Genomic DNA, 23254 nt, shown 5'->3' on the forward strand with positions numbered 1-23254 from the left:
GTGCTTATATACTACCCAGCCACGCGAGCGGCCCTCCCGACCGCGGCGCGGCTACTCGCCGCCGTCCGTGTACGCCCGGTCTCGAAGCACGCGATCCGCGGTCGCGTCCACGTCGGCCGGGAGCGGGTGTCGGCCGTCGGCGACCTCGGTCGAGAGCTGACAGGCGAGCTCGTACACGGCACCGCCGTCCGCCCGGTCGGCGACGCGCTCGAACGTCGGCCGAAAGCCGGCCGCGCTGCGTCGTCCGGCCTCGTCGAGCGAGGCGTCGATGGCGTACTCGAGCTGTCGAACCGCTTCCTCCGGTTCCATAGTCGATCGTATGTCGACGGAGGTATTTAAGTATACTCGGATTCGGAACCGAGTTAATTTGTGTCGCCATCGGCTTTCGGACCCGTCGTGCCCGCGACACGTTCCGCGTCGCCGGATCGACGTTTATAGACCGCGTGAGGCCGTACTCGAGCCATGAGCGATATCGACGAGTCCCCGGTGCTCCCGCCGGACGTCTCGGACGCCGAGAAACGCGCTGCCGTCACCGAGGCGGCCGCACGGGCGGGTGCTCGCGTCGCCAACGACGCCTTCCGAACCGACATGCCGGTCGAGGAGAAGGGGGCGGACGACGTGGTGACCGAAGCCGACCGCGCCGCCCAGCGGACCGTGATCGAGCGGATACGCGAGTCGTTCCCCGAGGACACCGTCGTCGGCGAGGAGGAGGACGCCCACAAGCGGGTTCCCGACGAGGGTGCCGCGTGGGTGATCGACCCGATCGACGGCACGCACAACTTCGTCCGCGAGATCCGGTTCTGGGGGACCGCGGTCGCCGCCGTGATCGACGGCGAACCCGTCGCGGCCGCCACCGTCGCGCCGGCGCTCGGCGACGTCTACACCGCGGACCTCGACGGCGCGTACCGCAACGGGGAACCGATGCGGGTCAACGACGTGGCGGAGCCACGTCGAGGCGCGGTCGACCCCACGCTGTGGTGGGACCACGACGAGCGCGACGAGTACGCGAACGCCTGCGAGGCGATCGTCGACCGGTTCGGCGACATGCGACGGCTCGGCGCGGCCCAGGTCGTCCTCCCGACGGTCGCCGCCGGCGGGCTGGAGGGCACGATCACGAACCTCCGGGCGAACCCCTGGGACTCCGTCGCCGGCGTCTTCATGATCCGGCAGGCGGGCGGGACGGTGACCGACCTCGAGGGCGACCGCTGGCGACACGACTCCGTCGGACTCGTCGCCTCGAACGGGCCGCTCCACGACGAGGTGCTCGCGGCCGCACAGGCGATCGAGGAGTAGCGCCGGCCAGCGGACGGGCGCGTCGGGACGACAACGCCTTCCCACGGGTGGCGCGTTCCGAAAACCCTTACACGCTCAGCGTCGGAGGATCGTTCATGAAAGTCCTCGTGACCGTCAAGGAGGTCGCCGAAGCCGACGACGACTTCGAGATCGACGGGACTGACATCGCCGAATCGGACCTGGAGTACGACCTCAACGAGTGGGACGACTACGCCGTCGAGGCCGCCGTCCAGCTCGCCGAGGCCGACATCGTCGACGAGGTCGTCGCGGTCACCATCGGCCCCGAGCGTGCCGAGGAGACGATCCGGATGGCGCTCGCGAAGGGCGTCGACCGCGCGGTCCGCGTCTGGGACGACGCCTTCGAAGGGACGTTCCCCGACGTCGCCTCCAAGGTCGACGTGTTCGAGGCGGTCGTCGAATCGGAGGAACCGGAGCTCGTTCTCGGCGGCGTCCAGGCCGCCGACACCGGATTCGGGGCGACCGGCGTCGCGCTCGCCGAGCGGATCGGGTTCAACCACGCCGCCGTCGTCAACGACCTCGAAGTCGACGCCGACGCCGGCCTCGCGAACGTCCACCGCGAGCTCGAGGGGGGCGTCGAGGAGCTGACGGAGGTCGACCTCCCGGCCGTTCTCACCGTCCAGACCGGGCTCAACGAGCCGCGATACGCCAGTCTTCGTGGGATCCGTCAGGCTCAGCGCAAGGAGATCGCGGCCACCGACCTCGCCGACCTCGGGCTGGAGCCGGCGGACGTCGAGAGCGCGTTGACGTTGACGGCGATGTACGAGCCGGAAAGCGAGTCCGACGCGGAGCTCATCGAGGGCGACGCCGGCGAGGCCGCGGGACGCCTTGCGGAGGTCCTCCGTGAGAAGGGGGTGAGTGCGTGATGAGCGTGCTCGTCGTCGCCGACCACCGCCGCGGAGAGCTGCGCGATGTCTCCTACGAGCTCGTGACCGCCGGCCGCGAGCTCGCGGACGCCCTCGGGGGCGAGCTCGCAGTCGCCGTCGTTTCCGGCGACACGGAGCGGTTCGCGGAGTCGCTGAACCGCCCGGGCGTCGACCGGATCTACGCCGTCGAGAACGGCGAGGAGTTCGACAACACCGTCTACACCTCGGCCGTGACCGAGCTCGTCGAGCGAGCCGACGCGACCGCGGTACTCGCGCCGAACTCCGTCAACGGCCTCGACTACGCGCCCGCGGTCGCCGAGCGGCTCGACATCCCGCTCGTCACGGACGCGATCGGCTTCGCGTTCGGTGACGGGCTCACGGTCACCCGCGAGATGTACGGCTCGAAGGTGGAGACGACCGTCGCCGTCGACGGCGACCGGTTCTGTCTCACGACCCGCGGCGGCGAGTTCGAGCCCGCCGAGGGCGTCGGCGACGCCGAGGTCGAGTCGGTCGAGATCGACCACCCGGAGTCTGGCGCACGCGTGAAGGGGTTCGAGGAGGTCGGCGGCGGCGACGTCGACATCGCGGACGCCGACGTCCTCGTCTCCGTCGGCCGCGGGATCGGGGAGGAGGAGAACCTCGAGGTCGTCGAGGAGCTGGCGGACGCCCTCGGCGCGACGCTGTCCGCCTCGCGACCCATCGTCGACAGCGGCTGGCTCCCGAAGAACCGCCAGGTCGGCCAGTCGGGGAAGGTCGTCACGCCGGACGTGTACATCGCCGTCGGCATCTCCGGCGCGGTCCAGCACGTCGCGGGCATGAAAGGCTCGGACACGATCGTCGCGATCAACACCGACCCCAACGCGCCGATCTTCGACATCGCCGACTACGGCATCGTCGGCGACCTGTTCGACGTCATCCCCGAGCTCGTCGCACAGTTCGAGTGAGGACGGGTCGGGAAGCGCGGGAAAAGGAATATACGAACCCCCGAATATCGGTTGGATATGCCACATATCCGGGGCGCGATACACGGGACTGCGGCGATGGTCACCCTGATCGTTGGGTCGGTACTCACGTCGACGGTCCGCGAGCACGTCGAAGTGTTCGCGGAGCTATCGGCGACCACGACGCGGCTCCTCGTTGACGTCGCCGAGCTCCCGGTCTCCGAAGAAGTCGCCGGGATCGTCGTGCCCGTCGGCGTGTTGATGGGCGTGTGGGTGTTCGCGTACGAGCTCCAACGGCTCTCGCGAGCGGAGTGAGGCGGGCGGACACGCGGAGCCACGGTCGGCCCCCTCGCGATACACCGCTGCTCGCCGATTCGCGTCCCGTTATCACGTTCCGTCTCCCGCGTGCACGACGTCATCAGTACGTGCACGACGTCATCAGTACGTGCACGACGTCATCAGTACGTGCACGACGTCATCAGTACGTGCACGACGTCATCAGTACGTGCACGACGTCATCAGTACGTGCACGACGTCATCAGTACGTGCACGACGTCATCAGTACGTGCACGACGTCATCAGTACGTGCACGCCAGCGGTCCCTCCGCCCCACGTACACACCGTCGTTACCGCCCCGTTCTCGGTTCGTTTATCACCCCGCCGACCCCTCGATCCGAACATGAGCGACGCCGAGGGGTCGCCGGCGGCGACCGCGACGGGCCGGGAGATCTGGATCGAGAAGTACCGACCGCAGACGCTCTCCGACATCCACGGCCAGGAGGAAATAATCGAGCGGCTCCAGAGCTACATCGACCAGGACGACGTACCCCACCTGTTATTTTCAGGTCCGGCAGGAGTGGGGAAAACTACCGCAGCCACCGCCATCGCCCGGGAAGTGTACGGTGAGGACAACTGGCGGGGGAACTTCCTCGAGCTCAACGCCTCCGATCAGCGCGGTATCGACGTGGTGCGTGACCGGATCAAGGGGTTCGCGCGGTCGTCGTTCGGCGGCGACTTCCGGATCGTGTTCCTTGATGAGTCGGACAGTCTCACTGACGACGCCCAGTCAGCGCTCCGCCGGACGATGGAGCAGTTCTCCGACAACACGCGATTCATCCTCTCGTGTAACTACTCCTCGAAGATCATCGACCCGATCCAGTCACGGTGTGCCGTCTTCCGGTTCTCCCCGCTCTCGGACGCCGCCGTCGCGGCACAGGTCCGGGAGATCGCGACGGCGGAAGGGATCGAGGTGACCGACGCGGGCGTCGACGCGCTGGTGTACGCTGCCGACGGCGACATGCGACGGGCGATCAACTCCCTCCAAGCCGCGGCAACGACGGGGGGCGTCGTCGACGAGGAGGCCGTCTACGCGATCACCGCGACGGCTCGCCCCGAGGAGATCGAGTCGATGGTGACCGACGCGCTGAACGGCGACTTCACGAAGGCGCGCGCGACCCTCGACACGCTGCTCACCGACACCGGGATGGCCGGCGGCGACGTGATCGACCAGCTCCACCGCTCCGTCTGGGAGTTCGACCTCCACGAGCGCGAGGCCGTTCGGCTGATGGAACGGGTTGGTGAGGCCGACTACCGGATCGCCGAGGGGGCGAACGAGGGGGTCCAGCTGGAGGCGTTGCTGGCGGCGTTGGCGTTGCGCGAGGAGTAGCCGAGCACACGTCCCGGGAAGAGCGAGTCGCCGGCGGGAGGGGGCTCGCTCAGAACTCGTCGAGCGCCGACTGCTCGGCGGCCGCGAGCACGTCCGTACACGTCGACCACGACCGGCGGGCGTGGGCGGGCACGTCGCCGTGGTCGCTCGCGTACGCCCGCAGGAACGTGCGGGTGGTCGGGTCGCTCGGGTAGCCGCTGCCGACGCCGTCGTACGCGGGATACGTCGCGTCGATCGCACGCATCCGGGCGTCGCGGGCGACCTTGGCGACGATGCTCGCCGCGGCGACGACGGGGTCGGACTCGTCGGCCCCGTGGGCGGCGCTGACGTCGGGTGAGTGCCCGTTCTCGAGCGCGTCGCTCGCGCCGATGCCCTCCGCCAACCGACTCGCGAATCGCTCCTCGGAGGTGTCGCCGGCGTCGGCGACGACGCGGTCACCCGGGCGGCACACCCCGCGAACCGCCCGGGCCTGGCCCCACACGGTGAGGGTGTTCATGTCCGTGTCCGGAGCGTCGATCTCGGGCGGGTCGACGGTCGCGACCTGCAGTTCCACCGCGTCGTGCGCGCGGAGTTCGGCGGCGATCGCGACGCGTCGCTCGGGCGGGACGCGTTTCGAGTCGTCGACGTCGGCCGGGAGCTGGTCCGGGTTCGCGCGCACGGCCGCGGCGACCATCGGCCCGATCACGGGCCCTTTTCCGGCCTCGTCGACGCCGACGTACATGCCCGGAGAGGCGGGCGGGACGGACAAATACCTTCAGATCGGGGACGGATCCGCACCGGTGGTTCGGACCGGAGACCGGCCCGTTCACGCTGGAGTGGCGAAACGGAACGCGACCGAAAGAACGGAGCGAACGGAACCCGACCGAAAGTCGAACGGGCTACTCGATCAGGACGGCGTTGACGCCGCCGGTCTGACCGGGACGGGAGGTGACGCGGGCGCGGCCCTCGCTCGTCTCGATGATGGCACCCTTGGTGACGATGTTCCGGCGGGCGTAGTTGACGTTGGAGGGGTTGTCGACGACGTCCTCGATGGTGGCCTCGGCGACTTCGCCGTCGTCGGCGACCTGCGCGACGTTCGTCGAGAGGGCGCGGATCTTCGTTTCCGTGCCGCGGGAGTCGATGTACTGGACGCGGGGTTCGCCGACCGTCGTCTCGGCGGGTTCGCGGCCGAGCTGGTGGCGCTTCTTGTTCGAGGCGTGCTTCAGTCGGCCGCCGGTCCGCTTGCGCGTGGAGCGTCCCTGGTCTTTCATACAGGTACGAACAGTCAGCGAATACTTGAAGCGTTCGACTCGGGCCGGCGAACGGCCGTTCCCGACGGATCGGGGGCGGAGACGGATTCCGGGATCGAGGACGGGAACGGGCCCCGGGATCGAGAGCAGGACCGAAACCGAGGATCGGGAGTGAGTCGAGGCGGATCGGGAGTGAGTCGAGGCGGATCGGGAGTGAGTCGAGGCGGATCGGGAGTGAGTCGAGGCGGATCGGGAGTGACGACCACCTAGCGGTGCCGAGAGCGATGGGCCCTCGTTGTCGTCGAGAGCGATCGACAGACGAAAGGCCCGTCGGGACCGATCGGATCGCATGACCGACGAGGACGGGACCGCCGGGGAGGGCGTGTTGTCCGCGAGCGACCTCGGCGGCGAGGGGCCGCCGATCGACGAGAAGCCGTACAAGATCGTCTTCGAGGCGAACAAGTGCTTCGGGGCGGGTAAGTGTGCCGAGGTCGCGGACAACTGGGAGATGGACGTCATGAGCGGGATGGCGAAGCCCCGAACCTACTACATCGGCGAGGACGACCTCGCGGAGAACGTCCGGGCGGCGGAAGCGTGTCCGGCGAAGAAGGAGCACGGCGTCATCCACGTGGTCGACCGCCGGACCGACGAGGAGATCGCGCCGGACCCGCACGGCGACGGGACGCTCTCCGTCGACTGGTAGGGAGGACGAGTCGACCGTCCGGACGCCAGGTCGACGGTGCGGGACCCCGAGTCGGCGACCGCATCCGAAAGGGGTTTGACCGCGCCACCGGAAGCGGGGAGTGCGCGGGGGTGGCTGAGCCTGGCCAAAAGCGGCGGACTTAAGATCCGCTCCTGTAGAGGTTCGAGGGTTCGAATCCCTTCCCCCGCATTCCTGCTGCGAGCAGCCCGCGAGCAGCGGGAATAGGGCTCGAAGGAGTTCGAACCCGGAAAGTCGCAGCCCGGACCGGCGAGCGAAGCGAGCCGCATGCCCGGACCGTCTTTCGTTGGTTCGAATCCCTTCCCCCGCATGTCGCGGCGCTCACACACCGTGAGCGCCGCGGCCCGGAGCAGAAGGATTCGAAGCAGGGAACGGAGCGAGCGTCACGAGCGGAGTGAGTGAGGTTCGAATCCCTTCCCCCGCATGTCGCGGCGCTCACACACCGTGAGCGCCGCGGCTCGAAACGGAAGGATTCGAATCGGAGAGCGGGAAGTGAGCGAGCTGCTTCCACGGCGAGCGAACGCGAGTCCGAGGCGAAGTACGCGCCGTGACCGTTCGGTTACGACGCGACTCATCGGACCCGAGGAACTATACGATGCGGACCTGTTGGAATAGTTAACTTATGAGTGGAGCGTTGTTCGTCGATGTCGACTCGATCCCGAACAGAGGATCGTTCGAGAAGCGATCACTCGATCGATCCGTGTTGTTCTCGGCACCGACACACTTCGACGTCGACTACGAGATCAACCCGTACATGCGGCCCGGCGTCGACGAGGAACGGGCCGCGGCACAGTGGGAGTCGCTCGTCGAGCTGTTCGGAGAACTCGCCGACGTAACGGTGTTCGACGCGGACGGAGTACGGACGGAACTCGACGAGGAGGCGGCGGTTACGCCGCCCGAGGACCTCCCGGACATGGCGTTCTGTTCGAACCACGCCCTCTCGATCCCCGGCGAAGACCGATTCGTGCTCGCACGAATGGCGACCGCGGAGCGGCGCGACGAGCCGGCGTACTTCGAGCGGTGGGCGGAGGCCGCCGGCTACGAGGTGGTGCGGCTCCACACGGACGCCCCCTTCGAGGGCTGTGGGGACGCGCGTTGGCATCCCGGCCGAGACCTGCTGTGGGGCGGTTACGGCCAGCGGTCGGAGCTCGGCGCGTACCGCGAGCTCGCCGAGCGGTTCGGGATCGACGTGGTCCCCCTCGAGCTCACCGACGACGCCTACTACCACCTCGACGTCTGTTTCTCGGCGCTGGACGAGACGACCGCGCTCGTGTGTCCCGACGCGTTCACCGCGACGGGGCGGGCGAAGCTCGATCGGTTGTTCGACACGCTGATCGAGGTGCCGGCCGCGGCCGCACAGGAAGGGTTCGCCTGTAACTGTCACGCCGTCGGCGGCGAGCTCGTCGTCATCCAGGAGACGAACGACGCGACGATCGACCGACTGGAGGCACACGGCTACGAGACGGTCGGCGTGGCCACCGACGAGTTCATGAAGGCCGGCGGCTCCGTGGCGTGTCTGGCGTTCCCGTACTGAACTCGTGTCACCGCCGGTCGTGTGTGCCCGGCCGAGCGAGGTCGGATCCCGTCGACGGGATCCGAGACGACACGTGAGGCCGAGGTTCCGGTCGCGCTGGCGGTCGCCGGCTATCGAGCTGATCGGCGGTGCCGTTCTCGCCGAGTTCGTGGCGGCGACGGGACGGGTCGTCCGAAGGCGTCTCGGTAGCCGTCGCTGGCGTGGTCCTGGCGGCGACACAGTCCTAGGCGGCGACGTGGCCCTGATGGCGGCACACTCCTAGGCGGCGACGTGGTCTCGGCGGCGGCGGCGCTCGCCACGGGTGTCCGACCACGTCTCGGACCGTACCGGGAAGAGATCGAACCCGGGTCTCGGTGTGATCCCGGGGAGCCGGCGCGGAGCGCCTCAGTAGTGCCAGGGGTACTCCTCAAACGCCGGGTCGCGCTTCTCCAAGAACGCGTCTCTCCCCTCTTGTGCCTCCTCAGTCATGTACGCGAGCCGGGTCGCCTCGCCGGCGAACACCTGCTGGCCGACCATCCCGTCGTCCGTCAGGTTGAACGCGTACTTCAACATCCGCATGGCGGTCGGCGACTTCCGCGTCATCTCCGCGGCCCACTCGAGAGCGACCGTCTCGAGCTCCTCGTGGGGGATCGCCTCGTTCGCCATCCCCATGTCGACGGCCTCGGCAGCGGAGTAGGTCTTCCCGCGGAAGAACACCTCGCGGGCCTTCTTCTGGCCGATCTGCTTGGCGAGGTACGCGGAACCGAACCCCCCGTCGAAGGAGGCGACGTCGGGGTCGGTCTGGAGGAACTTCGCGTGCTCCTCGCTGGCGAGCGTGAGGTCACAGACCACGTGGAGCGAGTGGCCGCCGCCGACCGCCCAGCCCGGGACCACGGCGACGACCGGTTTGGGCATGAACCGGATGAGTCGCTGCACCTCCAGAATGTGTAATCGGCCCGCCCGCGCCTCCCGAACCAGGGGGTCGTCCGCCTCGCCCGCCTCGTCGCCGTCGCGGTACTCGTAGCCGGAGCCGCCGCGCACCGACTGGTCGCCGCCCGCGGAGAACGCCCAGCCGCCGTCCGTTTCCGACGGGCCGTTCCCGGTGAGGAGCACGCAGCCGACATCGGCCTGCTTGCGGGCGTGATCCAGCGCGGCGTACAGCTCGTCGACGGTGCCGGGGCGGAACGCGTTGCGGACCTCGGGGCGGTCGAAGGCGATCCTGACTGCCGGCACGTCGACCCCGCGGTGGTACGTCACGTCGTCGAACTCGTCGGTGACCGGCTCCCACGCGTCGGGGTCGAAGATCTCCGAGACCATACCGGGCGGTCGGGCGCGGAACGTATAAACGGCCCCGAGTCCGGCCCGTTGTGCCGTCGGCGCTACTCGCCCGCGTCTTCCGCGGCGGCAGCCAGCTCGTCGAGGTGGTTCCGGATCACCGACAGCGTCGCGTCGGCGTCGACGTACCCCTGATCGTACTCTCCGAGTGCCGTCTCCGTTCCGTCGAGGAACTGTTCGACTGCCGTTTCGAGGTCGTCGTCAGTCATACCCGTGCGTTCCTCCCAAGGAGAGTTATATCCCTCGAAGGGGCACGTCCACCCCGTCAGTTCCGGTCGAGGCGGACCGCACACGCTTTATAAGCGGGCTCGCCGGACTCGGGGTCGACCGCGTCCAGCGTGAGGCGGTTCACGTCCGGATGGTGGATCGGTGCCCACACGACGCCGTCGGGGACGCGTTCGTCGGCAACGACGCGGGCGTCGACACGTCCTCGCCGGGAGACGACGACGGCCCGATCCGCCCCGTCGACACCGTCGGCGGACGCGTTGTGAGTGGTGGGCGCGACTCGAACCGGGAGGAGTTCGTCGTCGCCACCGGACCGAACGCCGGTGTTGTACGCGTCAGACCGCCGTGCCGTCGTGAGCACCAACGGGAATCGATCGTCGGGAGGTTCCGGGGGCGATCGATGTCGAGCGGTCGAAAAGCGTGCCAAACCGTCGGTCGTCGGGAAGGTGAACCCGCCGTCGGGGTCGCGGTACCGGTACTCGGAGCGCTGGGGGGCGCTGTCGTCACAGTCGAACCCCACGGCTGCGGTCCGGGGCCAGCGGATCGACCCGTCGGACTCCAGCCGTGCGTAGGTCACGTGGGTGCAATCGGCCGGCGTCCCCGCGGTCAACCCGGCCAGCTCGGCGAACAGCGCCTCCGGGCCGACCGTATCGTCGACGGCGTTCGGACGGAGCCGGCCCGCGATCGACGCGATGATCGACGCGTCCCGGCGGGCGCTACCCGGCGGGTCGCAGCTCGGCCGGACGCGGGAGACGGTGCGGTCCATGCTCACCAGCGTCCCGCCCGTTTCGCCCCACGTGGCCGCGGGGAGGACGACATCGGCGTACTCGACCGTCGGGGTACGGAACGCGTCCTGAACGACGAGGAAGACGTCGTCGAGCGCCGCCCTGACGGGAGCGGTGTTCGGCATTCCGACGGCGGGGTTCGCGGCGACGGTCCAGAGGGTGTCGACCTCGCCCGCCGCGATCGACTCGAACAGGCCGACCGGGCCGGGCCCGGGATCCGTCGGGAGGCGGGTGGGCGGAACCCCCCACGCCGTCGCGACGCGCCGCCGAGCGGAGGGGTCGTCGAACGCCGCACCCCCGGGCCAGCTACCCTTCGACGCGCCGAGTCGGGCCCCCATCGAGTTCGCCTGCCCGGTCAACGAGAACGGGCCCGTTCCCGGGCCGAGATTCCCGGTGGCGAGACAGAGATCGATGAGCGCGCGTGCGGCTGCCGTCCCCTGAACCGACTGGTTGATCCCCATCCCCCAGTAGACGAGGGTAGGGTGGGTCAGGGCGTCCGCGATGTGCGCGACCGATTCGGGATCGACGCCCGCCGTCTCGGCCGCCGTTCTCGGGTCCGGGAGTCGGTCGCGAAGCGCCGCGAAACCGGCCGTGTGCGCCTCGACGAAGTCGTCTGCCACGTCACCGCGCGCGACGACCGTGGCGAGGACGGCCCGAGCGAGCGCGACGTCAGCGTCCGGGTCGAGTTGGACGAGACGGTCGGCGGCGTCTGCCGTCCGGGTCCGCACCGGGTCGACGACGATCAGCTCGCTTCCGTCGTCCGCGGCGCTCTCACGGATCCACGAGAAGAGGACTGGATGGGCGACGGCGGGGTTCGCACCCCAAACCACGTGCGTGTTCGCCCGGGGAACATCGGCGTAGGTGGGCGGCGGAGCGTCCGCCCCGAACGCGTCGCGGTAAGCCGTCACCGCCGACGCCATACACAGCGTCGTGTTGGCGTCGTAGTTGCGGGTCCCGATCGCGCCGCGGGCGGTCTTGCCCAGCAGATACGCCGCCTCGGTCGTCGTCTGTCCGGAGCCGAACACGCCGATCCGGTCCGGCTTCGTATCGAGCCGTGGACGGAACCGAGCCGCGACGGCGTCGAGGGCGACCTCCCACGGGACTGGGGTCAGGTCGCCGTTCCGACGGATCAGCGGACGACGTAACCGGTCGGCACCCGATCGAGACCCGGCGGTCTCCTCGATCCCGCGTCGACAAGCGCGCCCGCGACTGACGGGGTGTTCGGGGTCGCCGGTCACGCGGATCGAAGGGGACGTTTCGCGGAGGTCGTCGGTGGACACGGCGGTCGTTCGGAGCCCGCACCCGACCGCACAGCGGGCACAAGTCGTCCGTGTGGGCACCCCGTCCCCGGTTCCGTCCGACATCGTGTGTGGGTACTGTCGGTGTGTGATTGAACCTGTCGGCGGCAGGCGGACGGACAGTGGGCAGACGGGCAGCGAACGAACGGCGACCACCCACTGGACTCCCAGCTGGTGAGAATCCGACGGGGGGCTAAGCACCCGAAAGCCGTTCGGATCGGTGATGTCGGAGCAGGGCGAACCGACGGGAGAACTGGCTCCACGACGGACGGTCACCGACGGCGGGGAGACCCGATGAAGGGGAAATGGAAGAACCTCGTGTTGGCGACCGCGATGTTCAACCTCGGGTTCGTGATCTGGTTCTCGTTCGCACCGTTCACCGGAGCCATCGCCGAGGAGTTCGCGCTCTCGACTGAGGACCTCGGAATCGTCGCCAGCGCGGCGGTGGTCGCGGTTCCGCTCGGCCGGATCGTCGTCGGACCGCTCACGGACCGGTACGGCGCGCCCGTCGTCGCCTGTGTGACGATGTGTACGGTCGGCGTCTTCGCCGTCGTGAGCGCGTTCGCGTGGAGCTACGAGGTGTTCATCGCCTCGCGTGTCGTCGCTTCGCTCGCCGGTGTGACGTTCGTCATCGGGATCCAACACGTCTCGGAGTGGTTCGAGGCCGACGAGCTCGGGACCGCCGAAGGGATCTACGCCGGGATCGGCAACGCGGGAGCAGGGATCGGGGCGTACTTCACCCTCCCACGAGTGTTCGACGAGGGCTGGTCCGGGCCGATCTTCGCGTCGAACTGGCGGGCGGCGTTCTTTTATACGGGCGTCCTCGCCGTCGTCGTCGGGGTGGCGTACCTCCGTTTCGCGGAGCCGGCCCGGTCGGCGGAGAAACGCGCTGCGACTCGGGAGAGCGCCGGGTTCGACGGGTTCCTGTTCGTCGCCACCCGGTACGGCGCGATCGTGCTGTCGGCGGCGTACGTGATGACGTTCGGGCTGGAGCTCGCCATGAACGGGTGGCTCGGAACGTACTACCGGGAGGCGTTCGACGAGGGCGACCTCGTGATCGCGGCGACGTTCGCCGCCACGTTCTCGATCGCGGCGGGGCTCCTGCGTCCGATCGGTGGGTATGTGAGCGACCTCGTCGCCCGCAGAGAGCTGACGCTACTTCCGGTGTTCGCCGGCCGGTATCGCGAGCAGTGGACCTTCCTCACGCTCGTGTTCGTCGTCGTTTCGATGGGCGGAATGACGCTGGCCGGGCTGACAGGGGAGATCCGTCTCGCCGTGGTGGCCGCGTTCCTCGTGGGGACAGCCTGTGCGTTCTCCGAGGGCGCGATCTTCGCACAGGTGCCGGCGATGTTCCCGGACAGCTCGGGCAGCGTCGCGGGGGTCGTCGGCGGGGTCGGAACCGTCGGCGGCGTGGTGTACCCGTTGGTCTTCGCCGCACCGTTCCTCCCGAACCTCCATATCGGGTACGCGATCACCGCGCTCACGATGGTCCCGATCCTCGTCGCTGCCGCGTGGGCGTTTCGGCCGGAGGTCGCGGCCCGCGCGAACGAGCGCGGCGTCCTCGTTGGGGGCGATAGAAACCCCGCAGTACCGGCCGACGACGACTGACGGTCCGCTGTCCCGGTAGCCCGGATCCGCTCCGTGGCTGGGATCCGCGCCGGGTCCCGAAACCCACCGTGCCGACCGCGGGCTTTATATCCGCATAGATAATATTGTGTCTTATGTGGAATACTGCCTCCCGCCGTGCGGTGGCTTTCACGGGGGCGTGGCGATGACCGGGAAGTCCGCGGTGTTGGCGACCGATCTCTCGACGGCGAGCGAGACGATGGTCGAGTCCGAGACTGGGTTGAACTGTCTCAGCCGGATCGGGGTCGAGCGGATCCACCTCGTCACTGTCGTCCCGTCGAACGTCCACTCGGGGATGCCCGGGATCGACTTCGAGAAGCGGCGGAAACGCGCGCTTCGGCGGTATCGATCGACGATAGCGGACGCGGGCTTCGCGGTCGAGACCCACGTGGTCCGCGGAACCCCGCATCGCCGGATCAATGGCATCGCCGGGACGGTCGGTGCCGACCTGATCCTCGTGGGCTCGCGGGGAAAGAGCCCGCTCGAGAACCGTGTGATCGGGTCGACGGCGCGGAACCTCGCCCGGACGACGGTCGTCCCACTGTTGGTCGACCGGATCGAGCGCGGCGTCGACGATCCGAACACGATCCGCCGACACCTGTTCGAGCGGACGCTGTTCGCCACCGACTTCTCCGAGAACGCCGAGCGCGCCTTCGAGACGTTCGAGTACCTCCGCCACGCCACGCGGGAGGTAACGTTGACACACGTCCGCTCACCGAAGGACGACACCGGCGACGTCGCCGACGTCGAGTCCCGGATGGAACCACTGATCGAGCGGCTCGACGAGTGGGGACTCGACGCGCGGATCGACATCAGGCGGGGTGACCCTGCCCAAGAGATCCTCGCGGCCGAGCGTGAACACGACCCGAGCACCGTACTCATCGGCTCACGCGGTCGAAGCCGGCTTCGGCGACTGCTCCTCGGTAACGTCTCCGAAGACGTGGTCGCCAACGCGACGGGAAACGTGTTCCTCGTCCCCCCGCCGCGGTCGGTCTGACACTCGGCGACTGCCTGGACGGTGGCCGTTCGACCGGGGTCAACCCGGAGGAGCGGAAGTAACCCGATCGACGAACGTCCGGGCGGGGACGTCGTATCCGGCGGAATTGTGTATACTATACACAAGCCTTTTATTAGCAGGTCTCGTACATACGAGTCATACTATGCCCGATTCATTGGCCGAACAGCTCCGAAGCGACATGGAGTGTGAGGGATTGCTCGAATGCTTCCACGGGCTCAAGCCGCTCGACAGGGAGTGTTTTCAGGTGCTCGTCGAGAGCGACGAACCCCTGACGATAGACGAGATCGGTGAGGCGGTCGACCGGGAACGATCGACCGCGTACCGAGCCGTACAGCGACTCCTCCAGACCGGATTCATCAACAAAGAGCAGATCAACTACGATCAGGGGGGCTACTACCACGTGTATCAGCCGACCGATCCCGAGAAGATATCCGGGGAGATGCAGCGGATGTTGAACGACTGGTACGCGAAGATGGGACAGCTGATCCAGGAGTTCGAGGACAAGTACGAAGGGGTCGACGCCACTGAGTCGGCCGCCGCATCGAGCTGAGGTCGGCCGCCGCATCGAGCTGAGGTCGGCCGCACCGTCTCGTCCGGCGGCCCGGGTCGTCGTCGACGAGTCGGTTATGGTTTCTCCCCGCCGTTCCGGCCGCTTATCGCCGGCGGAGCATGTACGTCACGTAGCCGACGGCAAGGAGTAGCCCGCCGAACAGCAGGGTTCCGACCACTGCCGGGGTGGCGACAACGAGCTCCCCGAGCGGGTCAGTGACCGCGATTACGGTGGCGGACAGCAGGACGGCGATGAGGATCGCGACCGCGCCGAACGCCTTGAACGCCGAATCGAGACGTTGATGCGATGGTCCGGGCTGATGGCTCATACACCTCCGTATACGGTGAACGTATTAATGACCAGACGCGGATTCCCATCGTCGTGGAACGGCGGTGTATGTCATGTGAGTAGCTTCCAAGAGTCACATGACTAACGACGACGGGACCAGGGTCGCTGATCGGCGTCGTCGCGCGACGGAACGCGATCGAGCCCGTCCGATACGTGGCGTATCTCTCTGAATCGGTGACGAAAGCGGGGCACTCATGAGCAATGGCCGACCGGGGAGGTACGACTGATAACTTATGGAGACGTTATCTATCGTGTCTCGTCCCTCACGCGGATATAGTATTGTGCACTAGACCCAAAACCGTTATATCAACCCGTCGGCTACGGTGAGGTACATGACTACTATCGATCGGGTGATCCGCCGTGAGACGGAGCGCATCGCTGGTGGTATCCGATGACCGGAACCGAGATCCTCGTCGGTGCGTCGCCGTCGATACAGGCGCTCGCAGTGATCGCGATAGTGCTCCTCGAAGCGATAGTGCTCTACGTCGGGTACGGAACCATCGAGGAAGCCGTCGGACCGGCCGTCCTCGACAGCCTCGTGAAGCGATAGATGATCGAATCGATCCTCGCGTTCGAGCTGCTCGGACTCGGGACGGATCTGATCGTCCTGTTCGTCGCGTTCGGGTTCATGGTCGGCGTGTTCTTCGGCTTCTTCGGGATGGGTGGGTCGTTTCTCGTCACTCCCGCGCTGTTGATCCTCGGCTATTCGGCACCGGTGGCGATCGGGAGCTCGATGGCGTTCGTCTTCGGGACGGCGGTGATCGCGACGATGAAACACCACGACGCCGGCCAAGTCGACTATCGACTCGGCGCGCTGATGTTCGTCGGAATCACCGTCGGGATCGAGCTCGGGAGCCGACTCGTGTTCGGTCTGGAGGTGTTGGGGATCGCGAACGTCGTCGTCGGCGTCGCGTACGTCGTTCTGCTGGCCGCCATCGGCGTGCTGTTCACGCGGAGCGCGCTGAACCAGGGTGACGACGACGGGGACACGGACGACGACGGGGACACGGACGACGAGGTCCCGGCGATCGCCCGGAAGATCCAGTCGTACAACCTCCCTCCGATGATGACGCTCGCCGACGGGAGCAAGGCCTCGCTGTGGACGATCTCCGGAGTTGGGGGCGGGGTGGGCCTCGTCTCCGGGTTCCTCGGTGTCGGCGGCGGATTCGTCCGGATGCCGGCGATCTACTACGTGATCGGGACCTCGCTGGCGGCCGCGGTCGGGACGAGCCTCTTCGGCGGACTGATGTCGGGCGCGGTCGGCGCGTTCACCTACGGCCGAGCCGGGGTCATCGACCTCGGGATCGTCACCGCGCTTCTGATCGGGAGCTCGCTCGGCGCGCGGATCGGGTCGAGCGCGACCGCGTACGTGAACGAGGACGACGTGACGATCTACTTCGGGATCATGCTGCTCGTCGCCAGTCTCGCCGTGGGATTGGGTGAGCTCTCGGAGTGGCTCGCGATGCCGGTACTCGATCGGGCGAGCTTCGTGCTGCTCATCGGCTCCGCGCTGTTCGTCTGTGCGACTATCCTGTACCACGGCGCGCTCGCGGTGCGCCGAACGCGCAGCGTCTCGGCCTGAGCGGACCGCCATCGATGCGGGGCCGGGACCGCACACGTTAGTATTGTACATAACTTCCAAAACCGTTATCACGGTCGGGGGCGTACGTACGGGTGATGACGCAGACAACCGAAGCCGTTCCGACCGAACCGATAGCCCTCGACGACGACGACGCGTTCGACGGCCACGTCGCCGACTACGACGTCGTCCTCGTCGACTTCTACGCCGACTGGTGTGGCCCCTGTCAAATGATGGAACCGTCGATCGAGTCGGTGGCGGCCGAGACTGACGCGGCGGTACTCAAGGTGGACGTGGACCGGTTCCAAGCGCTCGCCAGCGAGTATGGCGTCCAGGGGATCCCCACGCTACTCGTGTTCGCGGACGGCGAGCTCGTGAACCGCATGGTCGGCGCACAGACGGAAGAGACGCTCCGGAGTGCCGTCGAGACGCAGCTCGACTGAGATGACGCCGCGCGAGCTGCGCGCGGACATTCCCGCACTTGGCGAGGGGACGGCGTACCTCAACTACGGCGCACACGGGCCGAGCCCGGAGTACGTCGTCGAGGCCGCTGGCGAGTTCATCGCCGATCACGAGTACGGTGCCGCCGAGACGGACCCGTACAGCCACGCGTTCGGCACCTACGATGCCGTCCGCGAGCGGATCGCGGCGTTCGTCGGGGCGGAGCCCGCCGAGATCGCGCTCACCGAGAGCACGACCGACGGGATCGGGCGGATCGCGGCCGCGATCGACTGGGAGCCCGGCGACGTCGTCGTACGGACCGACCTCGAACACCCTGCGGGCGTGCTGCCCTGGAAGCAGCTGGAGTCGGCAGGCGTCGAGGTCCGCGTCGTCGAAACCGACGCCGGGCGTGTCGACACCGACGCGTTCGCCGAGGCAGTTGCGGACGCCAGACTCGTCTGTTTCAGCGCGATCACCTGGACGCACGGGACGCGGCTCCCCGTGGCCGAGCTCGTCGATATCGCGAACGACGCCGGGGCGTTCACCCTCGTCGACGCCGTCCAGTCGCCCGGGCAGGTCGACGTCGACGTGAACCGGTGGGGCGCGGACGCGGTCGCGGCCGCGGGCCACAAGTGGCTGCTCGGCCCGTGGGGGGCCGGCTTCCTCTACGTCGACCGCGCGGTCGCGGAGGGGTTGACGCCGGGGACCGTCGGCTACCGTGGCGTCCGGACGCCGACCGCACCCGAGATCGAGTACGAACCCGGCGCGAAGCGGTTCGAGGTCGGCACGGCGACCGCGGCCGCCCACGTCGGGTTACTGGAGGGGATCGACGCGATCGAGGCGGTCGGGATCGACACGGTCGAGGACCGGATCGCGTCGCTCACCGACCGGTTCAAGTCGGCGATCCCGGATGGACACCTCATGAGCCCGCGCGAGTGCGAGTCGGGCCTCGTAACGGTCGACGTCGCGGAGCCGGCGGCGACCGTGGAGCGCCTCGCGGACCGCGGGATCGTGGTGCGCGACCTGCCGGGACCCGACGGGGTCCGGGTGTCGATCCACGCGGTCTCGACGGAACGGGAGGTCGACGCCGTCGCCGACGCGCTTCGCGAGGAGTGGTGACCGCGGACGACGAGCAGGGTCGTCCAACCGATCGGCGTACGGATCGGCCCACTTTTGTCCCACACGCACAATAGTAACGTATGGGATTCCACACGTTCGATGTCGACGGCGCGGAGCGATTAGAGGACCCCGATCGGTACCGCTGGGTCTCCGCCGAGGAGCTGGTCGGCGCGGTCGACCCGGCCCGCGACGACGTCGTCGCGGACCTGGGAAGCGGCACGGGTTTTTATACCGATGCGGTCGCGCCGCACGTCGCGACGACGTACGCGGTCGACCTCCAGGCGGAGATGCACGAGTACTATCGCGAGAAGGGCGCGCCCGCGACCGTCGAGTTCGTCGAGAGCGACGTGGCTGACCTCCCGTTCGACGCGGACGCGCTGGACGCCGCGTTCTCGACGATGACCTATCACGAGTTCGCGAGCGACGCCGCTGTCGCCGAGTTGGCGCGCGTTCTCCGTTCCGGCGCGCGGCTCGCGGTGTTCGACTGGTCGGCCGACGGGAACGGCGAAGCGGGTCCGCCCGCGGACGAGCGGTTCGGCGTCGACGACGCGGTCGGCGCGCTGGAGGAGGCAGGGTTCGAGGTCGTTCAGGCCACGACCCGGACGGAGACGTTCGCGCTCGTCGCGCTCGCGCCGTAGAGGGAGAGACACCACCGATTAGACGGGTATGACTCTGTTAAAACGCCACTTTTCAGACGTGTTCTCGTCTGAAACGGGGGTTCACTGAAGACTGCCTGTTGAGTGATGGTGGGAGTGGGCATCGCACACCGGCTGTGGCGAGACGGTATATCCCGGATCACGAGCGACGGCGACGATCACTGATACATAAGAAGGCGGTGGCGTGCCGGTTCGCGCCTTATAAGGCGCGAGCCGACCGAGAGGCTGGGGGGTGTGAGGTGCGTACTGTGCCGGGCGGGACGCAAAGGGCAGCCAGTGGGGCCGACGGGAGGGAGGCCCCGGCCGGCTGGGGCGATCGACGTATAAATATCCGCCAGCAGCACCACTGCGCTACGTATACACAGCCGATCATCCATACCGGGATACCCACTTGCGCTATCGATCACTGGGCGATCTGTACTGAATACGAGATCGCGAAACGTACCAGCTCTTGAGGGTTTCGACGGAGCCACCGTTGTATACACAGCCGAGCCAGACGCGGACACACCGTCTCATCACAGCGTGTCCCGCCGATCAGTGGTCTCGACACGCGAGTATCGATAGCTTCCGCGGGGCGGTCTGCGCAACGACGCCGACACCGGACTCGTCGGTAGCGGTGGAGTATATAAATAATCGCACCGGAAGCGGCGGGTCCGGTCGGGCGGTCACCGACCGGCAACCGACTCGACGGCGGCGAATCCGGCGACGGATCCGACGACGAGGAGCACGGTCCAGACGGCGAGCCCGGCCGTCAGCCAGCCGACCGTCACCCGGCGGGTCGGGCCGATCGCCGCCCCGACGACCGCCATGAGGTGGAGACCGACGAGCGGCGGCCCGCCGAGCGCGAGACCGACGAGCCCGTAGCGTTCGCCGACCCGCCTCGCGCGGGCGTACCGTCCGGACGCCTCGTCGTCGGCGGCGTCATCCACGTTGACGTCGAGGGACGCCTCATCGGCGGCGTCCACGTCGGGGGCGACCGTTCCGGAGTCGTCCGCACCGTCGTCCCCGGCCGACCGCCGCGCCCACCACGCCAGCAGCCGCTCTTGTGCGGCGACGATCGCGACGACGGCGGTGACGCTGCCGGCGAACGCCGCGACACCGGTGAGAAGCGGGTCGAAACCGAGGCCGATCGCCACCGGGATCACGACGAACGGCTCGATGAACGGGACCATCGCGAGGACGAAGACGAGCGGGTAGCCGAGGGGACCGACCGCCCCGTCGAGGAGGGTGCTGACATCGCCGAGGAGTGCGGGAGCCACGGTCGTCACGGTCGAACCGAGGGACGGTGGAAGCAAAAGCGTCGTGTTCCGTCGATTCGGAAGTCGAGGCGGTGCTGAGTGGGGAAAGGCGGGGCAGGGCGGTGCTGGGTGAGAGAAGAGAGGGGTCGTTCGAAACGCGCCGGCCGATACGAGTTCAGTTCCCTATGCGAAGGGAATGACCTCGGGCAGCGGGAGCATCGGGACGACGAACAGGCCGACGATCGTGGCCAAGCCGATCAGGGCCGGGAAGACGACGAGCGCGAGGTTCGTCCCGCCGAGGACGCCGCCGAGGTCGCTGCGCATCGCCGAGAGGCCGGGCGTGTCGCTGGACCGCAACGCCGCCAGCTCCAGCCCGAACAGGATCACGGTCGCGGCCGCCGAGACCATACAGAGCGGACAGATCTCGCCGATCACGCCCACCTGGAGGTAGACGAAGTACGCCGAGAACGCCACCCCGCTCGCCGTGATCGGCGTCAGGATCTTGATGATCAGCGGGTGCCGGGTGTCGAACCACCACAGCGCCATCGCGATCGTCCCCAAGTAGTAGAACGCGCCGAGCGTCGCCAGCGGGAAGCCGAACACGTACGCCCACTGGCTCGTGATCACCTCGATGCTGCCTTGGACGGGCGCATCGGCCGGTATCGCCGGTAGCGCGAACAGGTGGATCGCGGTGAGCATCGTGCTCACGAGCCAGCCGACCACCGCGACCGAGGTGAAGACGCCGAACAGCAGGGACACCCGCGAGGAGTACTCCCAATCGTAATCGAATCGATTCGCCGTGTACGTTCGTGTTCCCATACGAGTTGGTATCGTGCCCAGTACATTAAATATTGTGCTTTACACCCAATACCAATGGCGGAGAATGAGGCGACGATGTCCCCAGACGGTTTCGTAGAGCCGGCGTGGCGGCGCTCAGTCGGTTCGGTGGGTGACCCACTCGCTCAGGTCGTCGCCGGCGATAAACCCTTCAGCCCGGCGTGCGACCGGTTCTCCCTCGACGAAGAGAACGAAAAGCGGCACGCTCCGCACGTCGAACCGCTCGACGAGCGGCGGGTCGTTCCGCGGGTTCACGAGGCCGACGGCGACGTCGAGCTCGCGAGCGAGGTTGCCAAGCACGGGCTCCATGCTCGCGCAGATCCCGCAGCCATCGGTGTAAAACTCCACGAGCGCGGTGTCGGCGTCCGCAACGAACGCGTCGAGCTCCGTGGCGTCCGCGAGCGACACGGGGCGACCGGGCGTCGCTGAGGCCGACCCATCCGAGGACCCCATATTGTCTTTCATACACACTATTGTGCCCGAGTAGTGATAAATACGCTGGTGAGTGCGGGAGCGTCGCCGACACCAGAAGAGGGACGCGTCGCCGACGACGCCGATCCACGTTCGTCGACGTGAGCCGTCGCTACGTCGACGTGTCGCCGACTTGGTCCGCCCACACCCACGGAAGGCGACCGTACATCCCGGCGTTCCGGGCGAGCGCGGTCGTCGTGATGTACTCATCGACGGCGTGGACCGTGTCGGTACCGAACGCGAACTCGACGGTCGGGACCCCGGCGTGTCGGAACGTCTTGGCATCGCCGCCGCCCGTCGCGCTCCGGCGGAACACCCGTCCGTCGCCGGCGGCATCCGCGGGCGCGACGATCGCTTCGGCCGTCTCGGCCACCGTCGACACGAGCGGGCTGTCCGCCGGTTCGTAGGATCCGACCGACCAGCTCGCATCCGCGATCGACACCGCGGGAAACTCGGCCAGACACTCCCGGACATCCGCGAGCACGGTCGCGGTCTCGACGCCGGCCGTCAGCCGGATGTCGAGCCGTGCCGTCGCCGTGCTCGGCACCGTGTTGACGCTCTCGCCGCCCTCGATCGTGCCGAGGTTCACGGTCGGATGCGTGAACGTTCGGCGAGCCTCCGCCGCGCCGAGGATCGGCTCGTAGTACGCCACCGACTCCTCGATGACGGGCGAGAACCCCTCAGGAACCGGAAGATCGCGGGCGGTGAGCCGTCGACGGAGGAGCGAGACCGCCTCCCAGAGCCGGTCGATCGCGTTCTCACCGCGGCTCGGGCGGGAACCGTGTGCGGCGACACCCTCCGCCCGGAGCGTGAGCCAGATACTCCCGCGGTCGGCGACCGTGACCGAGTGGCGACCGTTCGTGCAGGTGGTCTCCCCGATGACGCAGGCGTCCGGTGCGAGCCGATCGAGCGCGCCCGATTCGACGAGGGTGTCGACGCCGGCGTCGCCCGCGGTCTCCTCGTCCGAGACGACTGCGAGCGCGAGGGTCACCGGCGGGTCGGTATCGGCCTCGACGATCGCTTCCGCCGCGGCGAGCATGGCGGCCAGTGGCCCCTTCATGTCCGTCGCACCGCGCCCGTAGAGGCGATCACCGTCGCGCTCGCCGAGCGGATCGTGGGTCCATTCGTCAGCGTCGTACGGGACCGTATCCGCGTGGCCGTTGTATAACAGCGTCCGGGTCGAGGTTCCCGGGATCGTCGCCACCAGGTTCGGTTTCATCGGATCGGTGGCGACCCGCTCGGTATCGACGCCGCGATCGGCGAGAAACGCGTCGATCCAGTCCGTGATCGCCCGCGTGTCGCCCGGCGGGTTCGACGTGTCGAGCGCGATCAGCTCACGCGCGAGCTCGACGACGCGCTCGGTGTCCGGCGGTTCGACGCCGTCAAGGAGCGGATCCGGCTCCGTCGGATCGGACTCCCCTGAGTCAGTGTCTGTCATGGGTCGAATATCACTCGGGAGGTACGTCAGTCGGACGGTCGGT

At 68.0% G+C, this 23254-nt stretch carries 26 protein-coding genes and 1 tRNA gene; 16 read left to right on the forward strand and 11 right to left on the reverse strand.

The window, feature by feature from the left end; translation table 11 throughout:
- Nucleotides 1–51 precede the first annotated feature (51 nt).
- Nucleotides 52–309: a hypothetical protein gene (locus tag ACZ5TV_RS04385; RefSeq protein ID WP_464384147.1), complete on the reverse strand. Its 258-nt coding sequence runs from the start codon at nucleotides 307–309 to the stop codon at nucleotides 52–54.
- A 153-nt stretch (nucleotides 310–462) separates the two neighbouring features.
- Here ACZ5TV_RS04385 and ACZ5TV_RS04390 point away from each other — a divergent pair, with 153 nt between their 5' ends.
- From ACZ5TV_RS04390 to ACZ5TV_RS04410, 5 genes are all read left to right on the forward strand, one after another.
- The gene (locus ACZ5TV_RS04390; RefSeq protein WP_464384148.1) at nucleotides 463–1293 is read left to right on the forward strand and encodes an inositol monophosphatase family protein; all 831 of its coding nucleotides are present in this window, start codon (nucleotides 463–465) and stop codon (nucleotides 1291–1293) included.
- 95 nt (nucleotides 1294–1388) lie between these two features.
- Nucleotides 1389–2177 (forward strand): electron transfer flavoprotein subunit beta/FixA family protein, encoded by a 789-nt coding sequence (locus ACZ5TV_RS04395; RefSeq protein ID WP_379783210.1) that lies wholly within the window; start codon nucleotides 1389–1391, stop codon nucleotides 2175–2177.
- On the forward strand, nucleotides 2174–3121 hold the full coding sequence (locus tag ACZ5TV_RS04400; protein WP_464384149.1) for an electron transfer flavoprotein subunit alpha/FixB family protein: 948 nt from the start codon (nucleotides 2174–2176) through the stop codon (nucleotides 3119–3121). Before ACZ5TV_RS04395 ends, ACZ5TV_RS04400 begins: the two co-directional genes overlap by 4 nt.
- A 57-nt stretch (nucleotides 3122–3178) precedes the next feature.
- Nucleotides 3179–3433, forward strand: a complete 255-nt coding sequence (locus ACZ5TV_RS04405; RefSeq protein WP_379783214.1) for a hypothetical protein — start codon at nucleotides 3179–3181, stop codon at nucleotides 3431–3433.
- A 364-nt stretch (nucleotides 3434–3797) separates the two neighbouring features.
- Nucleotides 3798–4784 carry a replication factor C small subunit gene (locus ACZ5TV_RS04410; RefSeq protein WP_379783216.1) on the forward strand — a complete coding sequence of 329 codons (987 nt, stop codon included), beginning with the start codon at nucleotides 3798–3800 and terminating at the stop codon, nucleotides 4782–4784.
- A 49-nt stretch (nucleotides 4785–4833) separates the two neighbouring features.
- Here the strand turns inward: ACZ5TV_RS04410 and rnhB are convergent, their stop codons facing one another.
- A complete protein-coding gene (rnhB, locus tag ACZ5TV_RS04415; protein WP_464384150.1) occupies nucleotides 4834–5505 on the reverse strand; it encodes a ribonuclease HII in 672 nt (223 codons plus the stop codon).
- Nucleotides 5506–5662: 157 nt separating this feature from the next.
- On the reverse strand, nucleotides 5663–6034 hold the full coding sequence (locus ACZ5TV_RS04420; RefSeq protein ID WP_379781989.1) for a 30S ribosomal protein S8e: 372 nt from the start codon (nucleotides 6032–6034) through the stop codon (nucleotides 5663–5665).
- A gap of 328 nt (nucleotides 6035–6362) precedes the next feature.
- Here ACZ5TV_RS04420 and ACZ5TV_RS04425 point away from each other — a divergent pair, with 328 nt between their 5' ends.
- The 3 genes from ACZ5TV_RS04425 to ACZ5TV_RS04435 all read left to right on the forward strand — a co-directional run bounded on the left by ACZ5TV_RS04425 (nucleotide 6363) and on the right by ACZ5TV_RS04435 (nucleotide 8268).
- Nucleotides 6363–6716, forward strand: coding sequence for a ferredoxin (locus tag ACZ5TV_RS04425; RefSeq protein ID WP_379781987.1), 354 nt, complete (start codon nucleotides 6363–6365; stop codon nucleotides 6714–6716).
- A 104-nt stretch (nucleotides 6717–6820) separates the two neighbouring features.
- Nucleotides 6821–6905 (forward strand) — tRNA-Leu (locus ACZ5TV_RS04430).
- A 451-nt stretch (nucleotides 6906–7356) separates the two neighbouring features.
- Nucleotides 7357–8268 (forward strand): dimethylarginine dimethylaminohydrolase family protein, encoded by a 912-nt coding sequence (locus ACZ5TV_RS04435; protein ID WP_379781985.1) that lies wholly within the window; start codon nucleotides 7357–7359, stop codon nucleotides 8266–8268.
- Between the two features lie 384 nt (nucleotides 8269–8652).
- Here ACZ5TV_RS04435 and ACZ5TV_RS04440 read toward each other — a convergent pair whose 3' ends face one another.
- The 3 genes from ACZ5TV_RS04440 to ACZ5TV_RS04450 all read right to left on the reverse strand — a co-directional run bounded on the left by ACZ5TV_RS04440 (nucleotide 8653) and on the right by ACZ5TV_RS04450 (nucleotide 11956).
- Nucleotides 8653–9564: a 1,4-dihydroxy-2-naphthoyl-CoA synthase gene (locus ACZ5TV_RS04440; RefSeq protein WP_379781983.1), complete on the reverse strand. Its 912-nt coding sequence runs from the start codon at nucleotides 9562–9564 to the stop codon at nucleotides 8653–8655.
- 62 nt (nucleotides 9565–9626) lie between these two features.
- Nucleotides 9627–9791 (reverse strand): hypothetical protein, encoded by a 165-nt coding sequence (locus ACZ5TV_RS04445; RefSeq protein ID WP_379781981.1) that lies wholly within the window; start codon nucleotides 9789–9791, stop codon nucleotides 9627–9629.
- A gap of 56 nt (nucleotides 9792–9847) precedes the next feature.
- Nucleotides 9848–11956 carry a molybdopterin oxidoreductase family protein gene (locus ACZ5TV_RS04450; RefSeq protein WP_464384151.1) on the reverse strand — a complete coding sequence of 703 codons (2109 nt, stop codon included), beginning with the start codon at nucleotides 11954–11956 and terminating at the stop codon, nucleotides 9848–9850.
- Nucleotides 11957–12184: 228 nt separating this feature from the next.
- Here ACZ5TV_RS04450 and ACZ5TV_RS04455 point away from each other — a divergent pair, with 228 nt between their 5' ends.
- From ACZ5TV_RS04455 to ACZ5TV_RS04465, 3 genes are all read left to right on the forward strand, one after another.
- Nucleotides 12185–13498, forward strand: coding sequence for an MFS transporter (locus tag ACZ5TV_RS04455; protein WP_379781293.1), 1314 nt, complete (start codon nucleotides 12185–12187; stop codon nucleotides 13496–13498).
- Between the two features lie 163 nt (nucleotides 13499–13661).
- Nucleotides 13662–14513 carry a universal stress protein gene (locus ACZ5TV_RS04460; protein WP_379781295.1) on the forward strand — a complete coding sequence of 284 codons (852 nt, stop codon included), beginning with the start codon at nucleotides 13662–13664 and terminating at the stop codon, nucleotides 14511–14513.
- A gap of 163 nt (nucleotides 14514–14676) precedes the next feature.
- A complete protein-coding gene (locus ACZ5TV_RS04465; protein WP_379781297.1) occupies nucleotides 14677–15084 on the forward strand; it encodes a helix-turn-helix domain-containing protein in 408 nt (135 codons plus the stop codon).
- A gap of 103 nt (nucleotides 15085–15187) precedes the next feature.
- On the opposite strand, the gene ACZ5TV_RS04470 is transcribed toward ACZ5TV_RS04465, so the two are convergent.
- Nucleotides 15188–15412, reverse strand: coding sequence for a hypothetical protein (locus ACZ5TV_RS04470; protein ID WP_379781299.1), 225 nt, complete (start codon nucleotides 15410–15412; stop codon nucleotides 15188–15190).
- Between the two features lie 411 nt (nucleotides 15413–15823).
- Here ACZ5TV_RS04470 and ACZ5TV_RS04475 point away from each other — a divergent pair, with 411 nt between their 5' ends.
- The 5 genes from ACZ5TV_RS04475 (at nucleotide 15824) to ACZ5TV_RS04495 (ending at nucleotide 19209) form a co-directional block, all read left to right on the forward strand.
- Nucleotides 15824–15982 (forward strand): DUF7512 family protein, encoded by a 159-nt coding sequence (locus ACZ5TV_RS04475; protein ID WP_379781301.1) that lies wholly within the window; start codon nucleotides 15824–15826, stop codon nucleotides 15980–15982.
- The gene (locus ACZ5TV_RS04480) at nucleotides 15983–17014 is read left to right on the forward strand and encodes a TSUP family transporter (protein WP_379781303.1); all 1032 of its coding nucleotides are present in this window, start codon (nucleotides 15983–15985) and stop codon (nucleotides 17012–17014) included.
- 95 nt (nucleotides 17015–17109) lie between these two features.
- The gene (gene trxA, locus ACZ5TV_RS04485) at nucleotides 17110–17454 is read left to right on the forward strand and encodes a thioredoxin (protein ID WP_379781305.1); all 345 of its coding nucleotides are present in this window, start codon (nucleotides 17110–17112) and stop codon (nucleotides 17452–17454) included.
- 1 nt (nucleotide 17455) lies between these two features.
- Complete coding sequence (locus tag ACZ5TV_RS04490; protein ID WP_464384152.1) at nucleotides 17456–18571, forward strand: aminotransferase class V-fold PLP-dependent enzyme; 1116 nt, start codon at nucleotides 17456–17458, stop codon at nucleotides 18569–18571.
- Nucleotides 18572–18651: 80 nt separating this feature from the next.
- Nucleotides 18652–19209, forward strand: coding sequence for a class I SAM-dependent methyltransferase (locus tag ACZ5TV_RS04495; protein ID WP_379783535.1), 558 nt, complete (start codon nucleotides 18652–18654; stop codon nucleotides 19207–19209).
- A 683-nt stretch (nucleotides 19210–19892) separates the two neighbouring features.
- Here ACZ5TV_RS04495 and ACZ5TV_RS04500 read toward each other — a convergent pair.
- From ACZ5TV_RS04500 to ACZ5TV_RS04515, 4 genes are all read right to left on the reverse strand, one after another.
- The gene (locus ACZ5TV_RS04500; protein WP_464384153.1) at nucleotides 19893–20495 is read right to left on the reverse strand and encodes a small multi-drug export protein; all 603 of its coding nucleotides are present in this window, start codon (nucleotides 20493–20495) and stop codon (nucleotides 19893–19895) included.
- A gap of 153 nt (nucleotides 20496–20648) precedes the next feature.
- Nucleotides 20649–21284: a vitamin K epoxide reductase family protein gene (locus ACZ5TV_RS04505; protein WP_379781351.1), complete on the reverse strand. Its 636-nt coding sequence runs from the start codon at nucleotides 21282–21284 to the stop codon at nucleotides 20649–20651.
- Between the two features lie 114 nt (nucleotides 21285–21398).
- On the reverse strand, nucleotides 21399–21767 hold the full coding sequence (locus tag ACZ5TV_RS04510; RefSeq protein ID WP_379781349.1) for a thioredoxin family protein: 369 nt from the start codon (nucleotides 21765–21767) through the stop codon (nucleotides 21399–21401).
- A gap of 118 nt (nucleotides 21768–21885) precedes the next feature.
- Entirely contained in the window at nucleotides 21886–23211 is a 1326-nt protein-coding gene (locus tag ACZ5TV_RS04515; RefSeq protein WP_379781347.1) for a M20 family metallopeptidase, read from the reverse strand.
- Nucleotides 23212–23254 lie beyond the last annotated feature (43 nt).

The sequence above is a fragment of the Halorubrum tibetense genome, from assembly GCF_055396225.1.

Coding starts and splice junctions, on each gene's coding strand:
- ACZ5TV_RS04475 (WP_379781301.1), top strand. CDS start 15,824: ATGACCGGAACCGAGATCCTCGTCGGTGCGTCGCCGTCGATACAGGCG.
- ACZ5TV_RS04425 (WP_379781987.1), top strand. CDS start 6,363: ATGACCGACGAGGACGGGACCGCCGGGGAGGGCGTGTTGTCCGCGAGC.
- ACZ5TV_RS04495 (WP_379783535.1), top strand. CDS start 18,652: ATGGGATTCCACACGTTCGATGTCGACGGCGCGGAGCGATTAGAGGAC.
- ACZ5TV_RS04460 (WP_379781295.1), top strand. CDS start 13,662: ATGACCGGGAAGTCCGCGGTGTTGGCGACCGATCTCTCGACGGCGAGC.
- ACZ5TV_RS04385 (WP_464384147.1), bottom strand. CDS start 309: ATGGAACCGGAGGAAGCGGTTCGACAGCTCGAGTACGCCATCGACGCC.
- rnhB (WP_464384150.1), bottom strand. CDS start 5,505: ATGTACGTCGGCGTCGACGAGGCCGGAAAAGGGCCCGTGATCGGGCCG.
- ACZ5TV_RS04450 (WP_464384151.1), bottom strand. CDS start 11,956: ATGTCGGACGGAACCGGGGACGGGGTGCCCACACGGACGACTTGTGCC.
- ACZ5TV_RS04410 (WP_379783216.1), top strand. CDS start 3,798: ATGAGCGACGCCGAGGGGTCGCCGGCGGCGACCGCGACGGGCCGGGAG.
- ACZ5TV_RS04505 (WP_379781351.1), bottom strand. CDS start 21,284: ATGGGAACACGAACGTACACGGCGAATCGATTCGATTACGATTGGGAG.
- ACZ5TV_RS04435 (WP_379781985.1), top strand. CDS start 7,357: ATGAGTGGAGCGTTGTTCGTCGATGTCGACTCGATCCCGAACAGAGGA.
- ACZ5TV_RS04480 (WP_379781303.1), top strand. CDS start 15,983: ATGATCGAATCGATCCTCGCGTTCGAGCTGCTCGGACTCGGGACGGAT.
- ACZ5TV_RS04455 (WP_379781293.1), top strand. CDS start 12,185: ATGAAGGGGAAATGGAAGAACCTCGTGTTGGCGACCGCGATGTTCAAC.
- ACZ5TV_RS04510 (WP_379781349.1), bottom strand. CDS start 21,767: ATGAAAGACAATATGGGGTCCTCGGATGGGTCGGCCTCAGCGACGCCC.
- trxA (WP_379781305.1), top strand. CDS start 17,110: ATGACGCAGACAACCGAAGCCGTTCCGACCGAACCGATAGCCCTCGAC.
- ACZ5TV_RS04515 (WP_379781347.1), bottom strand. CDS start 23,211: ATGACAGACACTGACTCAGGGGAGTCCGATCCGACGGAGCCGGATCCG.
- ACZ5TV_RS04445 (WP_379781981.1), bottom strand. CDS start 9,791: ATGACTGACGACGACCTCGAAACGGCAGTCGAACAGTTCCTCGACGGA.
- ACZ5TV_RS04405 (WP_379783214.1), top strand. CDS start 3,179: ATGCCACATATCCGGGGCGCGATACACGGGACTGCGGCGATGGTCACC.
- ACZ5TV_RS04420 (WP_379781989.1), bottom strand. CDS start 6,034: ATGAAAGACCAGGGACGCTCCACGCGCAAGCGGACCGGCGGCCGACTG.
- ACZ5TV_RS04440 (WP_379781983.1), bottom strand. CDS start 9,564: ATGGTCTCGGAGATCTTCGACCCCGACGCGTGGGAGCCGGTCACCGAC.
- ACZ5TV_RS04470 (WP_379781299.1), bottom strand. CDS start 15,412: ATGAGCCATCAGCCCGGACCATCGCATCAACGTCTCGATTCGGCGTTC.
- ACZ5TV_RS04395 (WP_379783210.1), top strand. CDS start 1,389: ATGAAAGTCCTCGTGACCGTCAAGGAGGTCGCCGAAGCCGACGACGAC.
- ACZ5TV_RS04465 (WP_379781297.1), top strand. CDS start 14,677: ATGCCCGATTCATTGGCCGAACAGCTCCGAAGCGACATGGAGTGTGAG.
- ACZ5TV_RS04390 (WP_464384148.1), top strand. CDS start 463: ATGAGCGATATCGACGAGTCCCCGGTGCTCCCGCCGGACGTCTCGGAC.
- ACZ5TV_RS04490 (WP_464384152.1), top strand. CDS start 17,456: ATGACGCCGCGCGAGCTGCGCGCGGACATTCCCGCACTTGGCGAGGGG.